Below are 14,239 nucleotides of genomic sequence, written 5' to 3' on the forward strand. Positions count from 1 at the left end.
TTAAGAAATGAAAAATGGATTGATTTCTTTTTTATCCCCAAAAGCTATACTTTTATAGTTTTTATCTTTAAATTGAAGTTCATAGCTTTTGTTTGCTTCATGCTTGGTGTAAGTTAGAGCGATTTTTAAGGCAAGTTCTAAATCTTTTTCATCTGCATTTGCACTAAGTAAAGAATAAGCACCGATTAAATCCCCAAGTTCTATCACTTCATATTTGGGTGTTTTTAAATTTCTTAGCAGCTCATTTTCTAATTCATTTCTACCTATGATCATTTTAGCTCCATTAGGCAGTCTTAAATGGCGTCCGTATTTTAAAAGTTGCGCATCATTTACCTGCATATCTTTGTCAAATTCTATGAAATCTCGAATTTTTTTAGCAAAACTATCAAGCGTGAGCAAGCATCCTCCACCAGGACTTTCAAAGTCTTCTAAACCAAACTGAGAGGCAAGTTCAAGTTGTCTTTTGCGACTTCTTCCGCTAATACCTTCAAGCTTTTCTCTATCCACCCAGCCTTCTCTTTCAGGCTTGGTTAAAGGCAAATTTTTTGCACACATAGGGCGAAGTATCAAATCCTCCTCATCTAAAGCCAGCTTTTTAACCTTAGCCATCGCATCGCCTCTTTGGCTCATAGGGCGTTGTCCTAAAACTTCACCAGTGATGATAAAACTTGCATTTTCTTCTTTTAACATTGCAAGTGCGGTTTTAAACATAAAAGCGTGGCAGTCTATACAGGGATTGAAGTGTTTTCCATAGCCATATTGTGGATTAAAAAGCACTTCTTGAAGATAGGAATTTCTTACATCTATCATTTCAAAATCCGCACCTACCATTGCTGCACGCTTTTTCATGATTTCGCTTTTATCGCTTGTGCTTCCAAAGCCTATATTGATATTTAGAGCTTTAACTTCTATGCCTTGTGCAGTGATGAGTTTCATTGCAAGCATACTATCAAGCCCGCCGCTAAAAAGAGCTAATGCTTTCATTTATGTTCCTTTTTTAAAAAATAATTTTGTTAGTATAAATAAATTTGATTTTTTTGCCGATATCAAATTTGTAATTGTATCAAATAATTTTAAGATTACAATTATTTTTGGAGGTTTGCTATGAGAAAATTACTCTCTGTTGCACTAGTTGCTTGCTTTATTGGTTCTTTTGCTTATGGCAAAACTGAGAATAATAAAAGCCCACAAGTTAGAAGTTCTTGCGTTGATTATGAAATAAGATTGAAACGATGCAATTCTTTGCCTACTCAATATCAAAGACAAATGTGTCGTTTGGGCTTATTTGCAGCTTGTAAATAAAATAAACAAGTCCAAGTTAAATGCTTGGGCTTTAAAATTTCTAAGGAGTTATTATGGATAAATTAACAATCAATGATTTTAATGTTTCTTTACCAAGTTCTCAAAATGTTACAAATCGTAAAGAAATTTTAGAATTAAAAAAAGAAGATCAAGATAAAATTCCCGTGCAAGATCTTTCGAGTTTAAATAGCGATGGTGTTAAGGTTGTTTTTGAAAATAAGCAAGGTGAACTTATAGCTTTAAATTTAAGCAATGAGAATTATAGTAGTTTACAAAAAAATTTCAGTTCTTATACGAATTATGTTGCTAGAAATGATGGTAGTATAAGGCTTAATGGCGAAGCAAACCAATTTGTTTCAAATTGGTTTGAAAGTGTAAAAGATAATTTTGGTTCTTTAAATTCAAATTTAAATAATAAACAACAAAGTGTAAAATTAAATTTTAATACAAGTACCCTTCAGCAAAGTATGCAAAATTTAGGCTTTAAAACAAGCGATGAAAAAATATCTGATGATGCAAATATAGAAGAAAAATTAAATTTTTTTATTGATAAAGATGTAAATAAAGATGGTAAAGTTGATGGTAGTGATGTTAAAGAACCTAGTATGAGAGAAATTTTAAGCGACATTAAAGAAGCATCAGGTGGTGGAGCTAATGCTATGAAAACCATAGATCCGCAAAAAATCAATAAAAAAGATGATAAGGAAAATAATATCAAAGAAAAAGAAGACGAAGATTTGCTTCAAAAAGCCAAAGAAAAAGGACTAAGTGCCCTAAGTGCAGATGAGCAAGCAAAACTTAAGGCAAGTAATCCACAGATTTTTGAAAAACTTCAAAATAAGTCTTTGCAGAATTTAGGCAAAGATTTGAAAAAAGATTTAATGGTGCAAATAAGTAACAATGAAGCCATATTTGTGAACAAAAGAGTGTAAAAATTTAAAAATAAATGAAATATTTATAGTATTTACTTTGGGTGTAGATTAAGTGCTCTTATTAGTTTTGTATCAGGTTTTTTAGCTTTGATTAGTTTAAGTTATAGATTGTTTTAGAGTCAAAGCAAAGCTATTTAATTCTATTTTTCAAAAATTAGCAGAATTAAAAAACTAGAGCTAAGAAAAAAGATATATAAAAAGCTTGTGATTGCGGTTCAATAAAGCATTTTTTATCTATTTTTCTCTGTTATAATTTGGAAATTCTCATGCTCTTTAGCTTTTAATAAATCAATGATTTGAATAAAGCTTTCAAATTTTGCATTTTTATCGCTTTTTAATTCCACTATGGTTTTTTTATGAAGCGAAGAAATGGCATCGCTTAAGCCTTTTAAATCTGTAGTCTTATCGTCTAGATAGAAAATATTGTTTTCATCAATGCTAATGGATAATTTTTTTTCATCATTGTTAAGACTTAGAGCATTTTCGCTAACGGGTAGATTGATTTGAATTTTGCCATGAGCAATGAAAGTTGAAATACTAAGAATGATAGCAAGTAAAACAAGCATTATATCTATGAAAGGAACTATATTTAACCCTTCATTTTTAGGCAATTTAAGCATTTTTACTCACCTTATAAGCATTACTTAAAAGTGAAACCTTGCGAAGTAAAGCATTATAAGCCATTAAGGCAGGTATGGCGACTAAAAGTCCTAAGGCTGTAGCTTTAAGAGCTAAAGAAAGTCCTACGACTATGGATTTGACATCGATATTTCCCGCTATTCCCATTTCATAAAAAGTAATCATAATCCCTACAACAGTTCCTAAGAGTCCTATGTAGGGAGCGTTAGAATAAATAATATAAATGGTAGTTAAATTCTCGCTAATTGCATCATCAAATTGCTCTTGATTTTCATAATTTTTAAAATCTATTTTTCTAAAAAATAATACTCTTTCAATTACGCACCAAAAAGCTATAAATGCCATAACTCCTAAAATTATAAAGATAATTAAATCAATATAATCTTTTAAAAATTCCATATTTAACTCCATGATTTGATTAAATTTTGGCGATTATACTACAATAAAAATAAAATTATAATTAATATTAATTATCATAATTTTTTAAATAATCATAATTTCACAAGTCTTTGGCTTAAAAATTTAGGTTATAATTTTTTAAATACTTTAACTCTTAAGGAAAAGTATGCAAGAAAATCATAATTTTATTTCTTTTGTTCTTCTTGATGAAGCCAAGTTTGATTTTTTGAAATTGAAAAAGATACTTGAAGATGATTTTGATATATGGATTGCTGATGAAAATTTTACTCAAGATGGAGTAATTTTTTCTTTTAAAAATATGATCGTTACTTTAAATTTGATTAAAAATCCTATACCCAATAACGAAGCAGAATATTATGCTAATTTTAATTTTATGTGGAAAGATGCTTTAGAGCAAACCCAAAAAACATAAAGCACATCTTCTTGTATCTGTTTTAAGTCAGAGTGAATCAAAGCTAGATCAAGCTAAACTTTTTACTCAAATATCATCTGTGTGTTTGCAAGATAAGCATGCTTTGGGATTTTATACAGGAGGAGTTGTTTTAGAGCCTAAGTTTTATATAGAAAATGCAAAAATGCTAAAAGAAAATCGCTTGCCTGTTTATAATTGGATTTATGTAAGCGTTTATCCAGGTGATAATGGCAATAATGCCTACACTTATGGTCTTAGAAATTTCGATAAATTAGAGCTTGAGGTTTGTGATGCAAATATAGAAGAAAAAGAGCTTTTCTTCACTTTGTATGACATTATTTTGCATATTTTAACTTATGATCTAAGTTTAAAAGATGGTGATACTTTAAAATTTGAAGATGGTAGAATACTTTCTTTTAAGAAAAGTCAAGGCATAGGTGTTGAAAATGAGAGTTTAAAAATTATTTTTTAGTTTCACATTCACTTCACAAAGATAAGTTAAACTTCTCTCAACCAAAACACAAAACAAAAAGGAGAAAAAATGAAATTAAAATTAGGTTTAGCGGCTTTATTGGGTGCTACGGTGCTTTTTGCTAGAGATATAATTGTTCCTGCGAGTGAACTTCCAAGAAATGCACAAGATTTTATATCTAAGAATTTTAAAACTGCACAAATTGCTTTAGTAAAAAAAGATATAGATTCTTATGATGTGACTTTAAATGATGGAACAGAAATTGACTTTATTATCACTGGAGAGTGGAAAGATGTAGATGGAAAATACAAAGCTCTGCCAAATAGCATTTTGCCAAATATTATGCCAAAAATCAGTGCTTCATCAAACGCTCAAATCATAGAAGTAAGCAGAGAAATCAACGGATATAAATTTGAATTAAGCAATCAATTAAAAATTTATACTGATGCACAGGGTAATATCTTAGGACAAAAATTTGATTATTAATTCTAAAAGCATGTAAATTTGGAGACTTTATGTTTCCAAATTTTTAAATGAGTTTAAAAATTTCTCTTTGTTAATCCAAATATGGTTTTTTATATAAAAAACCATCTCCAAAACTTACTTAAATTAAATCTTAAAATATAATTTTAATAAGACTAATATTTTACAAAATGTTACATAAATTAAAGAAAAATGCTAGAAATTTAGATTTTTTACCCAGTAAGTGTGTTAAAATAAGCTTAATTTTGCGATATCAAATTTTAAGGAAAATGTATGAATACTCCTAAGTGGACTCGTTATGACACGAGATGGGTTTTATCTCTTTTTGGAACCGCTGTGGGCGCGGGGATATTATTTTTACCTATTAAGGCAGGCGTGGGTGGTTTTTGGCCGGTTATTGCAATGGCTGTGATTATTTTTCCAATGGTTTATCTAAGCCATAGAGCTTTAAGCCGTTTTGTAAGCCAAGCAAATGGTAATGATAAAGACATTACTCATGCTGCCGAGGAGTATTTTGGTAGAGGGGTGAGTATTTTTATTTCTGTGCTTTACTTCTTTGCAATTTTTCCAATTTGTTTAGCGTATTGTGTGGGTATAACCAATACTTTTGAAAGTTTTATCTACCATCAATTTTTACCCCTTTTAAATTCAGAGGGTGTATTTGCAGATATTATTCGTGCCATGTATGAGGTAAGCACAGATGATAAAGAAAAAGTTGTAGCGAGTTTATTTCCTTTTTATCGTTTGCTTTTAGCTTTTATTTTGGTAAGTGTTTTTATGCTTATCATGCTTTTTAGTGAAGAATTGATTACTAAAGTGTGTGAATGGCTTGTATATCCTTTGTGTGCTATTTTATTTATATTTTCTTTGTATCTTATTCCGCAATGGTCATTTGAAAGCTTTAGTGCTATCCCTGGTGCAAAAGAATTTATCACTATAGTATGGCTGACTTTGCCGGTTTTGGTGTTTTCTTTTAATCACTCGCCCGCTATTTCTACTTTTTCTTTAAGTGTAAAAAGACAATATAAAGAACATGCCGTAGAAAAAGCTGATCAAATTTTATTTAGAACTTCTACAATGCTACTCTTTTTCGTTATGTTTTTCGTGATATCTTGCGTGCTTTCTTTAAGTCCTGAAGAGCTTAATGAAGCTAGAGCACAAAATATACCTGTGCTTTCTTATTTTGCAAATAAGCTTGATAATCCTTTTATTTCTTATGGTGGTCCATTGATTGCATTTTTAGCGATTTCTAGTTCATTTTTTGGGCATTATTTTGGTGCTAGAGAGGGTGCCTATGGTATAGTAAGAAAATGTTGCAAATTAGCAGGTAGTGAAAATCCTGATTTGAAAAAAATTGCTATTTATTCAACTTTAGTTATGTATATTATTATGCTAATTACTGCTTATATCAATCCTAGTATTTTAGGTTTTATTGAAAGTTTGGGCGGTCCAATTATCGCAGCAATCTTATTTTTAATGCCAATTATTGCAATTTATACGGTTTCAAAAATGAAAAAATTCCAAAATAAAGCTTTAGATGCTTTTGTTTTTATTACAGGTGTTTTAACAATCATCACTGTAATTTATACTTTTTAAGGTGTGGTGAATGAGTAATTTAAATATTTTTAAAATAGGTGTAGGTCCTTCATCATCACATACTTTAGGACCTATGCTTGCAGGAAATTTATTTTGTAAAAAAATTGCTAAAAAATTAGAAAAAATTGAAAGAATTCAAATCATTCTTTATGGCTCTTTGTCTTTAACAGGCAGGGGGCATTTAAGTGATAAAGCGGTTATTTGGGGCTTGAATGCTTTAGAGGCTAAAAATTTAAGTGCGGCCATACAAGAAGAAGTCAACAAAAATGCCACCGATAAGGGTAAGATCAATCTATGCGGAGAAAAAGAGCTTCGATTTGATTATGAAAAAGATTTGATATTTTCTAAAGATTTTTTACCTTTACATGAGAATGGTATGCAAATTCAAGTTTTTGATGCTAGTGGTGAGATTGTGGATAAAGAAACTTACTATTCTATAGGTGGTGGTTTTGTTTTAACGGCTGCGGAATTAGAAAAGAGAAACAAAGGAACATCCCAAGGCAGAAAGAAAAAACTAGATATAGAACTTAATAATGCAAAGCAAGCCTTAGAACTTTGCGATAAAAGAGATTGGGATTTGGCCGAACTTTCTTATAGATATGAGTTGCAATTTCATACGAAAGAAGAAATAAGATCGTATTGTCTAGAAATTTGGGAAGTGATGCAAGAAGTATATTATAATGGCACACATCCAAACGAGGATTATTTACCAGGAAAACTTCACTTAAAGCGTAGAGCAAAGGGACTTAAAGAAAGAGTAACGATGACAGCTGATCCTATGGGTATTATCGATTTTATTTCTTTATATGCTATTGCGATTGCTGAAGAAAATGCTAGCGGAGCAAAAGTCGTAACCGCACCAACAAATGGAGCATGTGCTGTTATCCCTGCTGTTATGCTTTATCTTAAAAACCATACCATAGGTTTTAATGACGAAAAGGCAATTGAATTTTTATTAGTAGCCATGCTCATAGGTTCTTTTTATAAAAAAAATGCAAGTATTAGTGGGGCAGAGGCAGGTTGTCAGGCTGAAATAGGAAGTGCGAGTTCTATGGCAGCAGGAGCAATGGCAACAGTTTTAGGAGCTAATGCTTTTAAAGCATGTAATGCTGCTGAAATGGCAATGGAACATCATCTAGGTCTAACTTGCGATCCAGTTGCAGGACTTGTGCAAATTCCTTGCATAGAAAGAAATGCCTTTGGGGCGATAAAAGCTATCAGTGCAGCTAGAATGGCAATGACACGCAAATCTATTCCTATAGTCAGCCTTGATGAGGTGATAGAAACCATGTATGAAACTGGTAAGGATATGAATTACAAATACAAAGAAACTTCTTTAGGTGGACTTGCTACAAATTTAAAAACAGTGTGCTAAGATTTTACTTTGCACACTTTTAAATAAATAAATTTTTATAAAATTTAAGGTATTTTTGTTTATTTTTTTGCGTATTTTTTCATTCTTTGGGTTAAAAATTCTTTCATTTCTTCTTTGCTAAAACTTTTTAAAATGCGAATTTGTTTAAAAAGTAAGCCAAGGTTGATGATACCCATAACTAAAAGTAACAAGCAAATCATCAAAAAAACAAGATCAACAGCACCAAATTCATTGATCGCAGCTAAACTTGCAAAAAATATACTCGCTAAAAATAAAAAAATTAAAAGCAAGACTTGTTTTAATTTTGCTTCAGCAAAATTATCACTATTTTGAGTAAAATTTCTAAAAAGTATGATTTTTTTGCCTAAATTTGAAATTAAAATTTCATCATTTTCTTTAAACAAATTTTCTTTCAAACTTTGATAAAAAAAGATTTCATTGTTTAAATTTAGCTCATCTTTGAAGCTTGCTAGCGTATAATCTTTATAAAAAAAAGATTTGATTTCGCTTTTCTTTTCTATTTTAAATAATCTTAAATCATTTCTTGCATAAAAAAATCCGCTAAAGCTCATAAATGCCATAAGTGTCACTCCCTAAAAAATTTCTATAAAGTGGCTTGAAATTCAAAGGCATTGTAACATTTTTTTCATCATTTAAACTTGAACTTTGAAAAATCAAAAACATATCCATCTCATCTTTGAATTTTTTTAGGAAATTTTCTCCGCCTTCATACATTAAAAATTTAGCTTTATTAGGAATTTGAGTATAAATTTGGCGATGAGGCACGCTAAATAAAGGAATGCTTTTGTCAAAATTTTCTAAATTTTGATGACTTAAGATACAAAGATTGGGCGCCTTGCCCTTACAAAGTCTTGCATCAAGTATGGGACGATCTTTTCTTATCGTTTCTCCTCCTAACACAAGCAGATCAATCACAGAACGAATTTTATGCGCATAAGTGCGACTTAGCTCATTGCTTACGATTTTGCCAAAAGGCGAGCCATTCATAGAAAGAGCGAGTTTGAAAAGTTTAAATTGTCCTTTTTGCCATTTTAAAAAGGGTTTTAAAAGTTTTTTTCCCTCATCTTCAAGCACACCAAATTCAATCTCTACTCCTTGTTTTTTTAAAAACTCCGCACCTTTACTTGCAATCTCATTCTCATCTTTAACACTGATAAAAACTTTCTTAAAGCCAAGCTCGCTAAAAAGTTTGGCACAAGGAGGTGTTTTTCCTTGATGAGAGCAAGGTTCAAGTGTGACAAAGGCTATGCTATCTTTAAAAATACCTCTATGGTTTTTACAAATAAATTCATGCATCGCATTGGCTTCTTGAGGTAATGAAATTTCAGGGTTTAAATTTGTAAAAGCATGAGCTATAGCATTTAATTCTGCATGAGCACATCCTGCTTTTTCATGGGCTTTTATGGCTAAAATTTTTTCATTTTTGTCTAGTATAACGCAACCTACAGCAGGATTAGGGTAGGTTAAAAACTGATATTTCCAAGCTTCATTTAATGCTAAATTCATATAAAAATTTTTCATTTCATTCCTTTATATTATACTCTTTAGCTTAGCTCTAAGCTCTTCAGGAAAGTTAGCTCTATAAATAGCAGGGATTCTAGGATCAAGTTTAGAATCAAGTTTGTGTTTGTTGTAAATAAATTCTAATCTTTCAGGACTATAGTATCTTGGTGCATTAGGATAGCCTTGAGGAGGAGTGAGGGCTGCGAGTTTGGCATGTAAATAAAGCTCTTCTAAATAAATTTCTACATCTGCTTCACTCCAGTGATTGGGTAAATTATAACTATAACTTCTTACAGAACCTTCTTTATAAGCATCTATTTCTTGGTCAAATTCCCATCTACTTTCAGGAGTAGAATCCACATCTCTTGGATCTTTATATTTACCCTCATTGATTCCTCTGAGCATTGCCCTTATTACTCTATTGTTAATATCATAAATAAAATCATATTCATTTACATCTATAATCCATTCTGTAGAGATTAACTCATCTAAAAAAGGAAGCATTCCGTATTTATCATAAGGAGGATTTTTAGCAAAGTCTTTGATAAGTTGTTGTTTTAAAGGGTTTTTATGTACTATTTGTAAAGGATAATCATACAATTTTTCTAAAGCCTTTTCATCTCCTAATTGCACTCCAAGCCAAAGAGCTTGAAAGGCTCTTGATTTTAAACCAGAATCACTAAGATATACAGCTGCTTCATAAAAAGCCTTTTTATTGCCCAATATACCTAAGCAAAGTTGATATTCTCCTGCAATTAAATCAGAATATATAGTATTTGCCTTAGCACCAAAAGCTCCATAAGCTCCATGTTCAAAAGCATTTTTATAAAGCTCTTCACTGCTATCTTTAAGCTGGGCAAAATAAAATCTATCATCAAATACTGTATCTTCTATTTTACGAGAATAAACATATAAACCCCAATAAGCATCCCCTAAGTCATACTTTTCTATAAGTTCTTCATAAATCCTTATGCTTCTATAATTAGCATTTAAAAATTCATTGATTAGTTTATACAACAAAGCTTCATTGTTTTCATCTTGGTCTAATTTATCTATAATGGCTCTAAAATAATCTTTTGAATATCCAAGTTCTGCTAAAGCAAGTCCTGCTTTATAATCTTTACCCTCTTCATAAGCATAGCTTAAATTCTTAATGGCTTTTTGAAAAAGATCATATCCTTTATAATCTAGTCTCTTAGCTTCTTTATAATCTTTCATACCTTCTTTATAAGCATTTATAAATCTTTTTTCTTTAGGTCTTTTAGGTCTTATTAAAGCACTATCTTTTAAATCTATGGGAGTACATACTAAGCCACTTCTTTTTACTAAATAATTATACCTTCCTTCTCCATCTAAAGAATTATAATAAGCTTTTTCTGCTTTGGTCCAAGGAGCTAAGCTTCCTTTAACAGGATCTTTTAAATAGATCTTTTGCCAATCTTTAAATTCAAGCAAAGTGGATTTCTCTCCTGTGTGAAACTCTGGATCTAAATATTTAGGCTCATAAAATTTTTTATAAGGGGAATTATCGACTATATTGACAGCTTCTAAAAGGGCTTTGGTGTATTCTTTGGTGTATTTGCCAGTGGGTTTTTCTCGTTGATTAAATAAAAATTCATTGGTTTTTGTATTGAGTTTTATACCTCCTCCATTGGGAGTATAGACCATTTTAATATCTTTATTGGTATCTTCATTGTTATTCATATCCTCTCCTTTGCAAGCATTTAAGCCGAAGATTATTGATATGAGTAAAATAATTTTAAACATGCCTTTTCCTTAATGATATATAATTAAGAAATTGTAGCTTTTTTATAGTGAAAAAAACTTAAAAATTTTATATGATATTAATTTAAGTCAGGAATTAAAATTTATTGCATTTGTGAACTCGTTTTTGAGGTGTTCCTTCATAACAAATTTCAACCTTGCCTTTAACTCCTCTTGTTTTTCTAATGAGTTTTGCCATGGTTTTAGCATATTTTTTATAGTTTTGATTGTTAAGATATTTTTGGGTTGAGAAATTTAAACCCATGCCTTTTGCCCATGCTTCAAATTCTATCTTTTCTACTTTGTCTTTAAAATGTTCTTTGATAGCTTTTACTTCAGGTTGGATTTTATCGCTTGGCAGTTCATTTGCCTCGGCAAATATAAAAAAAGATGAAAGTATAGATGAGATTAAGATGAATTTTTTCATAAATTGATTTCCTTATTTTTTAGATCAAATCAATTTATCATAACAGAGTTTGTTAAACTAATGAAAATTTCAAAGTGGCCGGGAGAAAGGGATTCGAACCCCTGGAGGTGTGACCCTCAACGGTTTTCAAGACCGCCGCTTTCGACCACTCAGCCATCTCCCGAATTGAAGTTGTAAAAATTAATTGCCTTTTTTGGAGGCGACATCCGGATTCGAACCGGAGATCAAGGCTTTGCAGGCCCATGCCTTACCGCTTGGCTATGTCGCCCTGATAATTTTTAGAAAAAGTGGTGCCCGAGGCCGGACTTGAACCGGCACGGAAGAAAAATTCCGAGGGATTTTAAGTCCCTTGTGTCTACCAATTCCACCACCCGGGCGGGTGATAATGGAGCGGGAAACGAGATTCGAACTCGCGACCCCAACCTTGGCAAGGTTGTGCTCTACCCCTGAGCTATTCCCGCGTAAAGCTAAAGATGAAATTCTAGCAAAATAAACTTAAAATGAGTTTATTTTGCTTTGATTATTTGCAAATAAATAAAGCAGTGCCACTAATGCTTTGCTCTTCATCTTTTATTATAGGTAAGGAAAGCTCCATATTATCAGCGCTTTTCATACTATTTAAAGCCCTTGGATAAAAATTTGGAATTGATTCAATATTTAGATTTTTCAGCATACAAGTTTTGTTAAGATCTAAAGAATAAATTTTTTCATAAGAATAAGCTTTTTTTAGAAGTTCGCTATAAAGTTTTTCTTTATTGTCTTTTAGGGTTTGTTTGGAGAATTTAGGCTCTAAGGCAGGTGTAGAAATACCTATAAATTCACTTTTTGCAATGATGGAGTTTAAATCATTTAAAAGTTTGTTAAAATTTTCTAGTTTATCTGCTGTAAACTCACATTCTAAATTTGCATGAAGTCTTTGTCCTTTAGGGGTTTGAACTCCATCTTTATAAGAAAAATTAGGTTCAAGTGAAAAACTTCCGCCACTGCAAAAATTTTCTTTTTTAGAGCGTTCTAAAATTTGATTAAAAGTGTTAGAAATTTGAATTTTATCTTCATTGCTTAAAAAGGTTTGAGTGCTTAAATTTTCATTTGCCCAAAAGTTGATATTTGCATGAAAAATATCGGGTTTAGCTTCCATACTTGTTTCTATACTTCTTGAGAAATTTAAAGTTTGAGTAGTTTTGTTTTTATTTAAAAACTCTACATTAAAAATCACTCCAGCTACAAAAAGTACCAAACATAAAAATCCTATCCCTAAACCTTTAAAAAATGCTAACATTTCTTCATCCTTTAATAAAAATTAAATAATTTTAACAAAATAAATATAAAAATTAATACCCTTTTTTGAAAAATTCTAAAGGAAATTTACATTTTTTACATTTAAATTTTGCACCTTCATTTTGTATTTTTTTATGAATTCCAGAAGGTACATCATGAATTTGCCCTATGCACTCGCAAGCGTAAAAATAAATTACAGCCTCATCTTCATTATCTTTAATTTCTTCAAAAGTGATATCAGCTCCATTTTCAGAGCTTAAAGAACCTAATCTCCATTGTTCTACTTTCATATCTTCATAAAGTATGTGTTCTAAAAGCCATTTTTTTACCATGATATAAAGTTTTTCTTTTAGGTCGTTGGTGGTTTTTATGTTTTGAATGATTTTTATCATGGATTGGATGATTTCTTTATGAATTTGGCGATGCCTTTCAAAGTCTGGATAACGAATGAATTGCATATATTTTTCTTCATCATCAAAATGGTATTTCATATAGTTGAAAAAATCTGTAAGCAAAGCTTTAATTTCATCTCTATGAACGGGTTTATCAAATACATGTTCAACTTTGGCTGCAAGTTCAAACAGCTTTTTGTGTTGGTTGTCTATTTTGCCATTATGAACGCTATAGATTTTATCCCATTTTGGAAGCAAGCTTTATCCCTTATAAGTTTTTTCTTGGCTTCTAATAAAAAATAAAAGCTCTTGACATTTTTTACATCTCATAACCTTGCCTTCATTGGTAATACTTTCATGCTCTTTAAAGCTTAACCTATGATCTATCTTGCAAGGACAAGAATAGATAAATTCGAAATTTTCCTCCTGTGTTAGGGTTTGTTTTGGTGGCAAATCGTTTAACTCAAGTGCTTTATTTTCATCTTTTTTTAAATTCTCATTTACCCAAGCAATAATCATAACATCATGGCTTAAAATATGCCTAGAAAGCCATTTTGACATGATAGAGTATAGTTTTTCTTTTAAATCATTTGTAGATTTTATATTTTGTATCAATTGAGACATTTCATGTATGATATTTTTATGCATTTGTTTGTGCTCGTAAAGGCGTGGATATTGAATTTCTTGCATAAATTCTTCCTCATCATGAAAATGTTCTTTCATATAAGCAAAGAGTTCGGTTAAAATTTCTTTTAATTCATCGCGCTTAACAAATTTAAAAACCGCATTTTCAACTTGTGCTGCAAGTTCGAAGAGTCTTTGGTGTTGGGTATCGATTTTTTGATGGTTGATATTATATCGTTCATCCTAAAGGAATTAGCTTATGATGATCCATTGATTTAACCCTTTAAATGCGTTTAAAAATACTGATTTAATAATTATAACAAAGAATATAATTTTGAAAATTAAAAACGTATTTTAAATATTTTATTCTAAATTAAAGCTTTGAAAATAACTATATTTCCTTGCTTTTTTTATTTGAATTTATATTTAAGTTGTGTTTATTTTTGCATTTTTATTATTTGTAGCTTTGTATTGTATATAAAATGGGATTTTTTATATAAATTGATAAAATGATTTTTGATTTTAATTATTAAAATATCACTATAATACATTATAAATTTTTATGCAATTTTTGTTATACTCTAACCCATGCAAAAACA

At 30.5% G+C, this 14,239-nt stretch carries 14 protein-coding genes, 4 tRNA genes and 2 pseudogenes; 6 read left to right on the forward strand and 14 right to left on the reverse strand.

The window, feature by feature from the left end:
* Positions 1 to 984 carry an MnmA/TRMU family protein gene (locus BGS43_RS02705; RefSeq protein WP_057032592.1) on the reverse strand — a complete coding sequence of 328 codons (984 nt, stop codon included), beginning with the start codon at positions 982 to 984 and terminating at the stop codon, positions 1 to 3.
* A gap of 120 nt (positions 985 to 1,104) precedes the next feature.
* On the opposite strand from BGS43_RS02705, the gene BGS43_RS02710 reads away from it, so the two are divergent.
* Both BGS43_RS02710 and BGS43_RS02715 read left to right on the forward strand, forming a co-directional pair.
* Positions 1,105 to 1,302: a hypothetical protein gene (locus tag BGS43_RS02710; protein ID WP_002781938.1), complete on the forward strand. Its 198-nt coding sequence runs from the start codon at positions 1,105 to 1,107 to the stop codon at positions 1,300 to 1,302.
* Positions 1,303 to 1,355: 53 nt separating this feature from the next.
* Positions 1,356 to 2,234, forward strand: a complete 879-nt coding sequence (locus BGS43_RS02715) for a hypothetical protein (protein ID WP_057040374.1) — start codon at positions 1,356 to 1,358, stop codon at positions 2,232 to 2,234.
* Between the two features lie 230 nt (positions 2,235 to 2,464).
* Here the strand turns inward: BGS43_RS02715 and exbD are convergent, their stop codons facing one another.
* Positions 2,465 to 2,854, reverse strand: coding sequence for a TonB system transport protein ExbD (exbD, locus tag BGS43_RS02720; protein WP_002826419.1), 390 nt, complete (start codon positions 2,852 to 2,854; stop codon positions 2,465 to 2,467).
* Positions 2,847 to 3,272: a TonB-system energizer ExbB gene (gene exbB / locus BGS43_RS02725; RefSeq protein ID WP_002782436.1), complete on the reverse strand. Its 426-nt coding sequence runs from the start codon at positions 3,270 to 3,272 to the stop codon at positions 2,847 to 2,849. The genes exbD and exbB overlap by 8 nt, the downstream gene beginning before the upstream one ends.
* A 166-nt stretch (positions 3,273 to 3,438) precedes the next feature.
* On the opposite strand from exbB, the pseudogene BGS43_RS02730 reads away from it, so the two are divergent.
* The 4 genes and pseudogenes from BGS43_RS02730 (at position 3,439) to BGS43_RS02745 (ending at position 7,631) form a co-directional block, all read left to right on the forward strand.
* Positions 3,439 to 4,177, forward strand: a pseudogene (locus BGS43_RS02730) (DUF4261 domain-containing protein).
* 69 nt (positions 4,178 to 4,246) lie between these two features.
* Positions 4,247 to 4,663, forward strand: a complete 417-nt coding sequence (locus BGS43_RS02735) for a PepSY-like domain-containing protein (protein ID WP_002782432.1) — start codon at positions 4,247 to 4,249, stop codon at positions 4,661 to 4,663.
* A gap of 270 nt (positions 4,664 to 4,933) precedes the next feature.
* Positions 4,934 to 6,256 (forward strand): aromatic amino acid transport family protein, encoded by a 1,323-nt coding sequence (locus tag BGS43_RS02740; protein WP_025398645.1) that lies wholly within the window; start codon positions 4,934 to 4,936, stop codon positions 6,254 to 6,256.
* 10 nt (positions 6,257 to 6,266) lie between these two features.
* Positions 6,267 to 7,631 (forward strand): L-serine ammonia-lyase, encoded by a 1,365-nt coding sequence (locus BGS43_RS02745; RefSeq protein ID WP_057980591.1) that lies wholly within the window; start codon positions 6,267 to 6,269, stop codon positions 7,629 to 7,631.
* Positions 7,632 to 7,690: 59 nt separating this feature from the next.
* Here BGS43_RS02745 and BGS43_RS02750 read toward each other — a convergent pair whose 3' ends face one another.
* The 11 genes and pseudogenes from BGS43_RS02750 to BGS43_RS02800 all read right to left on the reverse strand — a co-directional run bounded on the left by BGS43_RS02750 (position 7,691) and on the right by BGS43_RS02800 (position 13,911).
* The gene (locus BGS43_RS02750) at positions 7,691 to 8,212 is read right to left on the reverse strand and encodes a hypothetical protein (RefSeq protein WP_002826423.1); all 522 of its coding nucleotides are present in this window, start codon (positions 8,210 to 8,212) and stop codon (positions 7,691 to 7,693) included.
* Positions 8,193 to 9,173: a bifunctional diaminohydroxyphosphoribosylaminopyrimidine deaminase/5-amino-6-(5-phosphoribosylamino)uracil reductase RibD gene (ribD, locus tag BGS43_RS02755; protein ID WP_002813517.1), complete on the reverse strand. Its 981-nt coding sequence runs from the start codon at positions 9,171 to 9,173 to the stop codon at positions 8,193 to 8,195. Before ribD ends, BGS43_RS02750 begins: the two co-directional genes overlap by 20 nt.
* Positions 9,174 to 9,182: 9 nt before the next feature.
* The gene (locus BGS43_RS10035; protein ID WP_257841422.1) at positions 9,183 to 10,859 is read right to left on the reverse strand and encodes a hypothetical protein; all 1,677 of its coding nucleotides are present in this window, start codon (positions 10,857 to 10,859) and stop codon (positions 9,183 to 9,185) included.
* A gap of 157 nt (positions 10,860 to 11,016) precedes the next feature.
* Positions 11,017 to 11,346 carry a hypothetical protein gene (locus BGS43_RS02765; RefSeq protein WP_002791289.1) on the reverse strand — a complete coding sequence of 110 codons (330 nt, stop codon included), beginning with the start codon at positions 11,344 to 11,346 and terminating at the stop codon, positions 11,017 to 11,019.
* 75 nt (positions 11,347 to 11,421) lie between these two features.
* Positions 11,422 to 11,509 (reverse strand) — tRNA-Ser (locus tag BGS43_RS02770).
* Positions 11,510 to 11,540: 31 nt separating this feature from the next.
* Positions 11,541 to 11,614 (reverse strand) — tRNA-Cys (locus BGS43_RS02775).
* 20 nt (positions 11,615 to 11,634) lie between these two features.
* Positions 11,635 to 11,723 (reverse strand) — tRNA-Leu (locus BGS43_RS02780).
* A 9-nt stretch (positions 11,724 to 11,732) separates the two neighbouring features.
* A tRNA-Gly gene (locus BGS43_RS02785) sits at positions 11,733 to 11,807 on the reverse strand.
* A gap of 59 nt (positions 11,808 to 11,866) precedes the next feature.
* Positions 11,867 to 12,625 (reverse strand): hypothetical protein, encoded by a 759-nt coding sequence (locus tag BGS43_RS02790; RefSeq protein WP_002788920.1) that lies wholly within the window; start codon positions 12,623 to 12,625, stop codon positions 11,867 to 11,869.
* Positions 12,626 to 12,677: 52 nt separating this feature from the next.
* Positions 12,678 to 13,274 (reverse strand): bacteriohemerythrin, encoded by a 597-nt coding sequence (locus BGS43_RS02795; RefSeq protein WP_096568702.1) that lies wholly within the window; start codon positions 13,272 to 13,274, stop codon positions 12,678 to 12,680.
* A 3-nt stretch (positions 13,275 to 13,277) separates the two neighbouring features.
* Positions 13,278 to 13,911 (reverse strand): annotated as a pseudogene (locus BGS43_RS02800) (bacteriohemerythrin).
* Positions 13,912 to 14,239: the final 328 nt, after the last annotated feature.

Origin of the sequence: Campylobacter sp. 110 (assembly GCF_002383965.1) — a bacterium.
Taxonomy (GTDB): domain Bacteria; phylum Campylobacterota; class Campylobacteria; order Campylobacterales; family Campylobacteraceae; genus Campylobacter_D; species Campylobacter_D coli.

Bases quoted from the DNA above. Each gene is read 5' to 3' on its own strand.
- BGS43_RS02705 (WP_057032592.1), bottom strand. From the start codon at position 984: ATGAAAGCATTAGCTCTTTTTAGCGGCGGGCTTGATAGTATGCTTGCA.
- BGS43_RS02710 (WP_002781938.1), top strand. From the start codon at position 1,105: ATGAGAAAATTACTCTCTGTTGCACTAGTTGCTTGCTTTATTGGTTCT.
- BGS43_RS02715 (WP_057040374.1), top strand. From the start codon at position 1,356: ATGGATAAATTAACAATCAATGATTTTAATGTTTCTTTACCAAGTTCT.
- exbD (WP_002826419.1), bottom strand. From the start codon at position 2,854: ATGCTTAAATTGCCTAAAAATGAAGGGTTAAATATAGTTCCTTTCATA.
- exbB (WP_002782436.1), bottom strand. From the start codon at position 3,272: ATGGAATTTTTAAAAGATTATATTGATTTAATTATCTTTATAATTTTA.
- BGS43_RS02735 (WP_002782432.1), top strand. From the start codon at position 4,247: ATGAAATTAAAATTAGGTTTAGCGGCTTTATTGGGTGCTACGGTGCTT.
- BGS43_RS02740 (WP_025398645.1), top strand. From the start codon at position 4,934: ATGAATACTCCTAAGTGGACTCGTTATGACACGAGATGGGTTTTATCT.
- BGS43_RS02745 (WP_057980591.1), top strand. From the start codon at position 6,267: ATGAGTAATTTAAATATTTTTAAAATAGGTGTAGGTCCTTCATCATCA.
- BGS43_RS02750 (WP_002826423.1), bottom strand. From the start codon at position 8,212: ATGGCATTTATGAGCTTTAGCGGATTTTTTTATGCAAGAAATGATTTA.
- ribD (WP_002813517.1), bottom strand. From the start codon at position 9,173: ATGAAAAATTTTTATATGAATTTAGCATTAAATGAAGCTTGGAAATAT.
- BGS43_RS10035 (WP_257841422.1), bottom strand. From the start codon at position 10,859: ATGAATAACAATGAAGATACCAATAAAGATATTAAAATGGTCTATACT.
- BGS43_RS02765 (WP_002791289.1), bottom strand. From the start codon at position 11,346: ATGAAAAAATTCATCTTAATCTCATCTATACTTTCATCTTTTTTTATA.
- BGS43_RS02790 (WP_002788920.1), bottom strand. From the start codon at position 12,625: ATGTTAGCATTTTTTAAAGGTTTAGGGATAGGATTTTTATGTTTGGTA.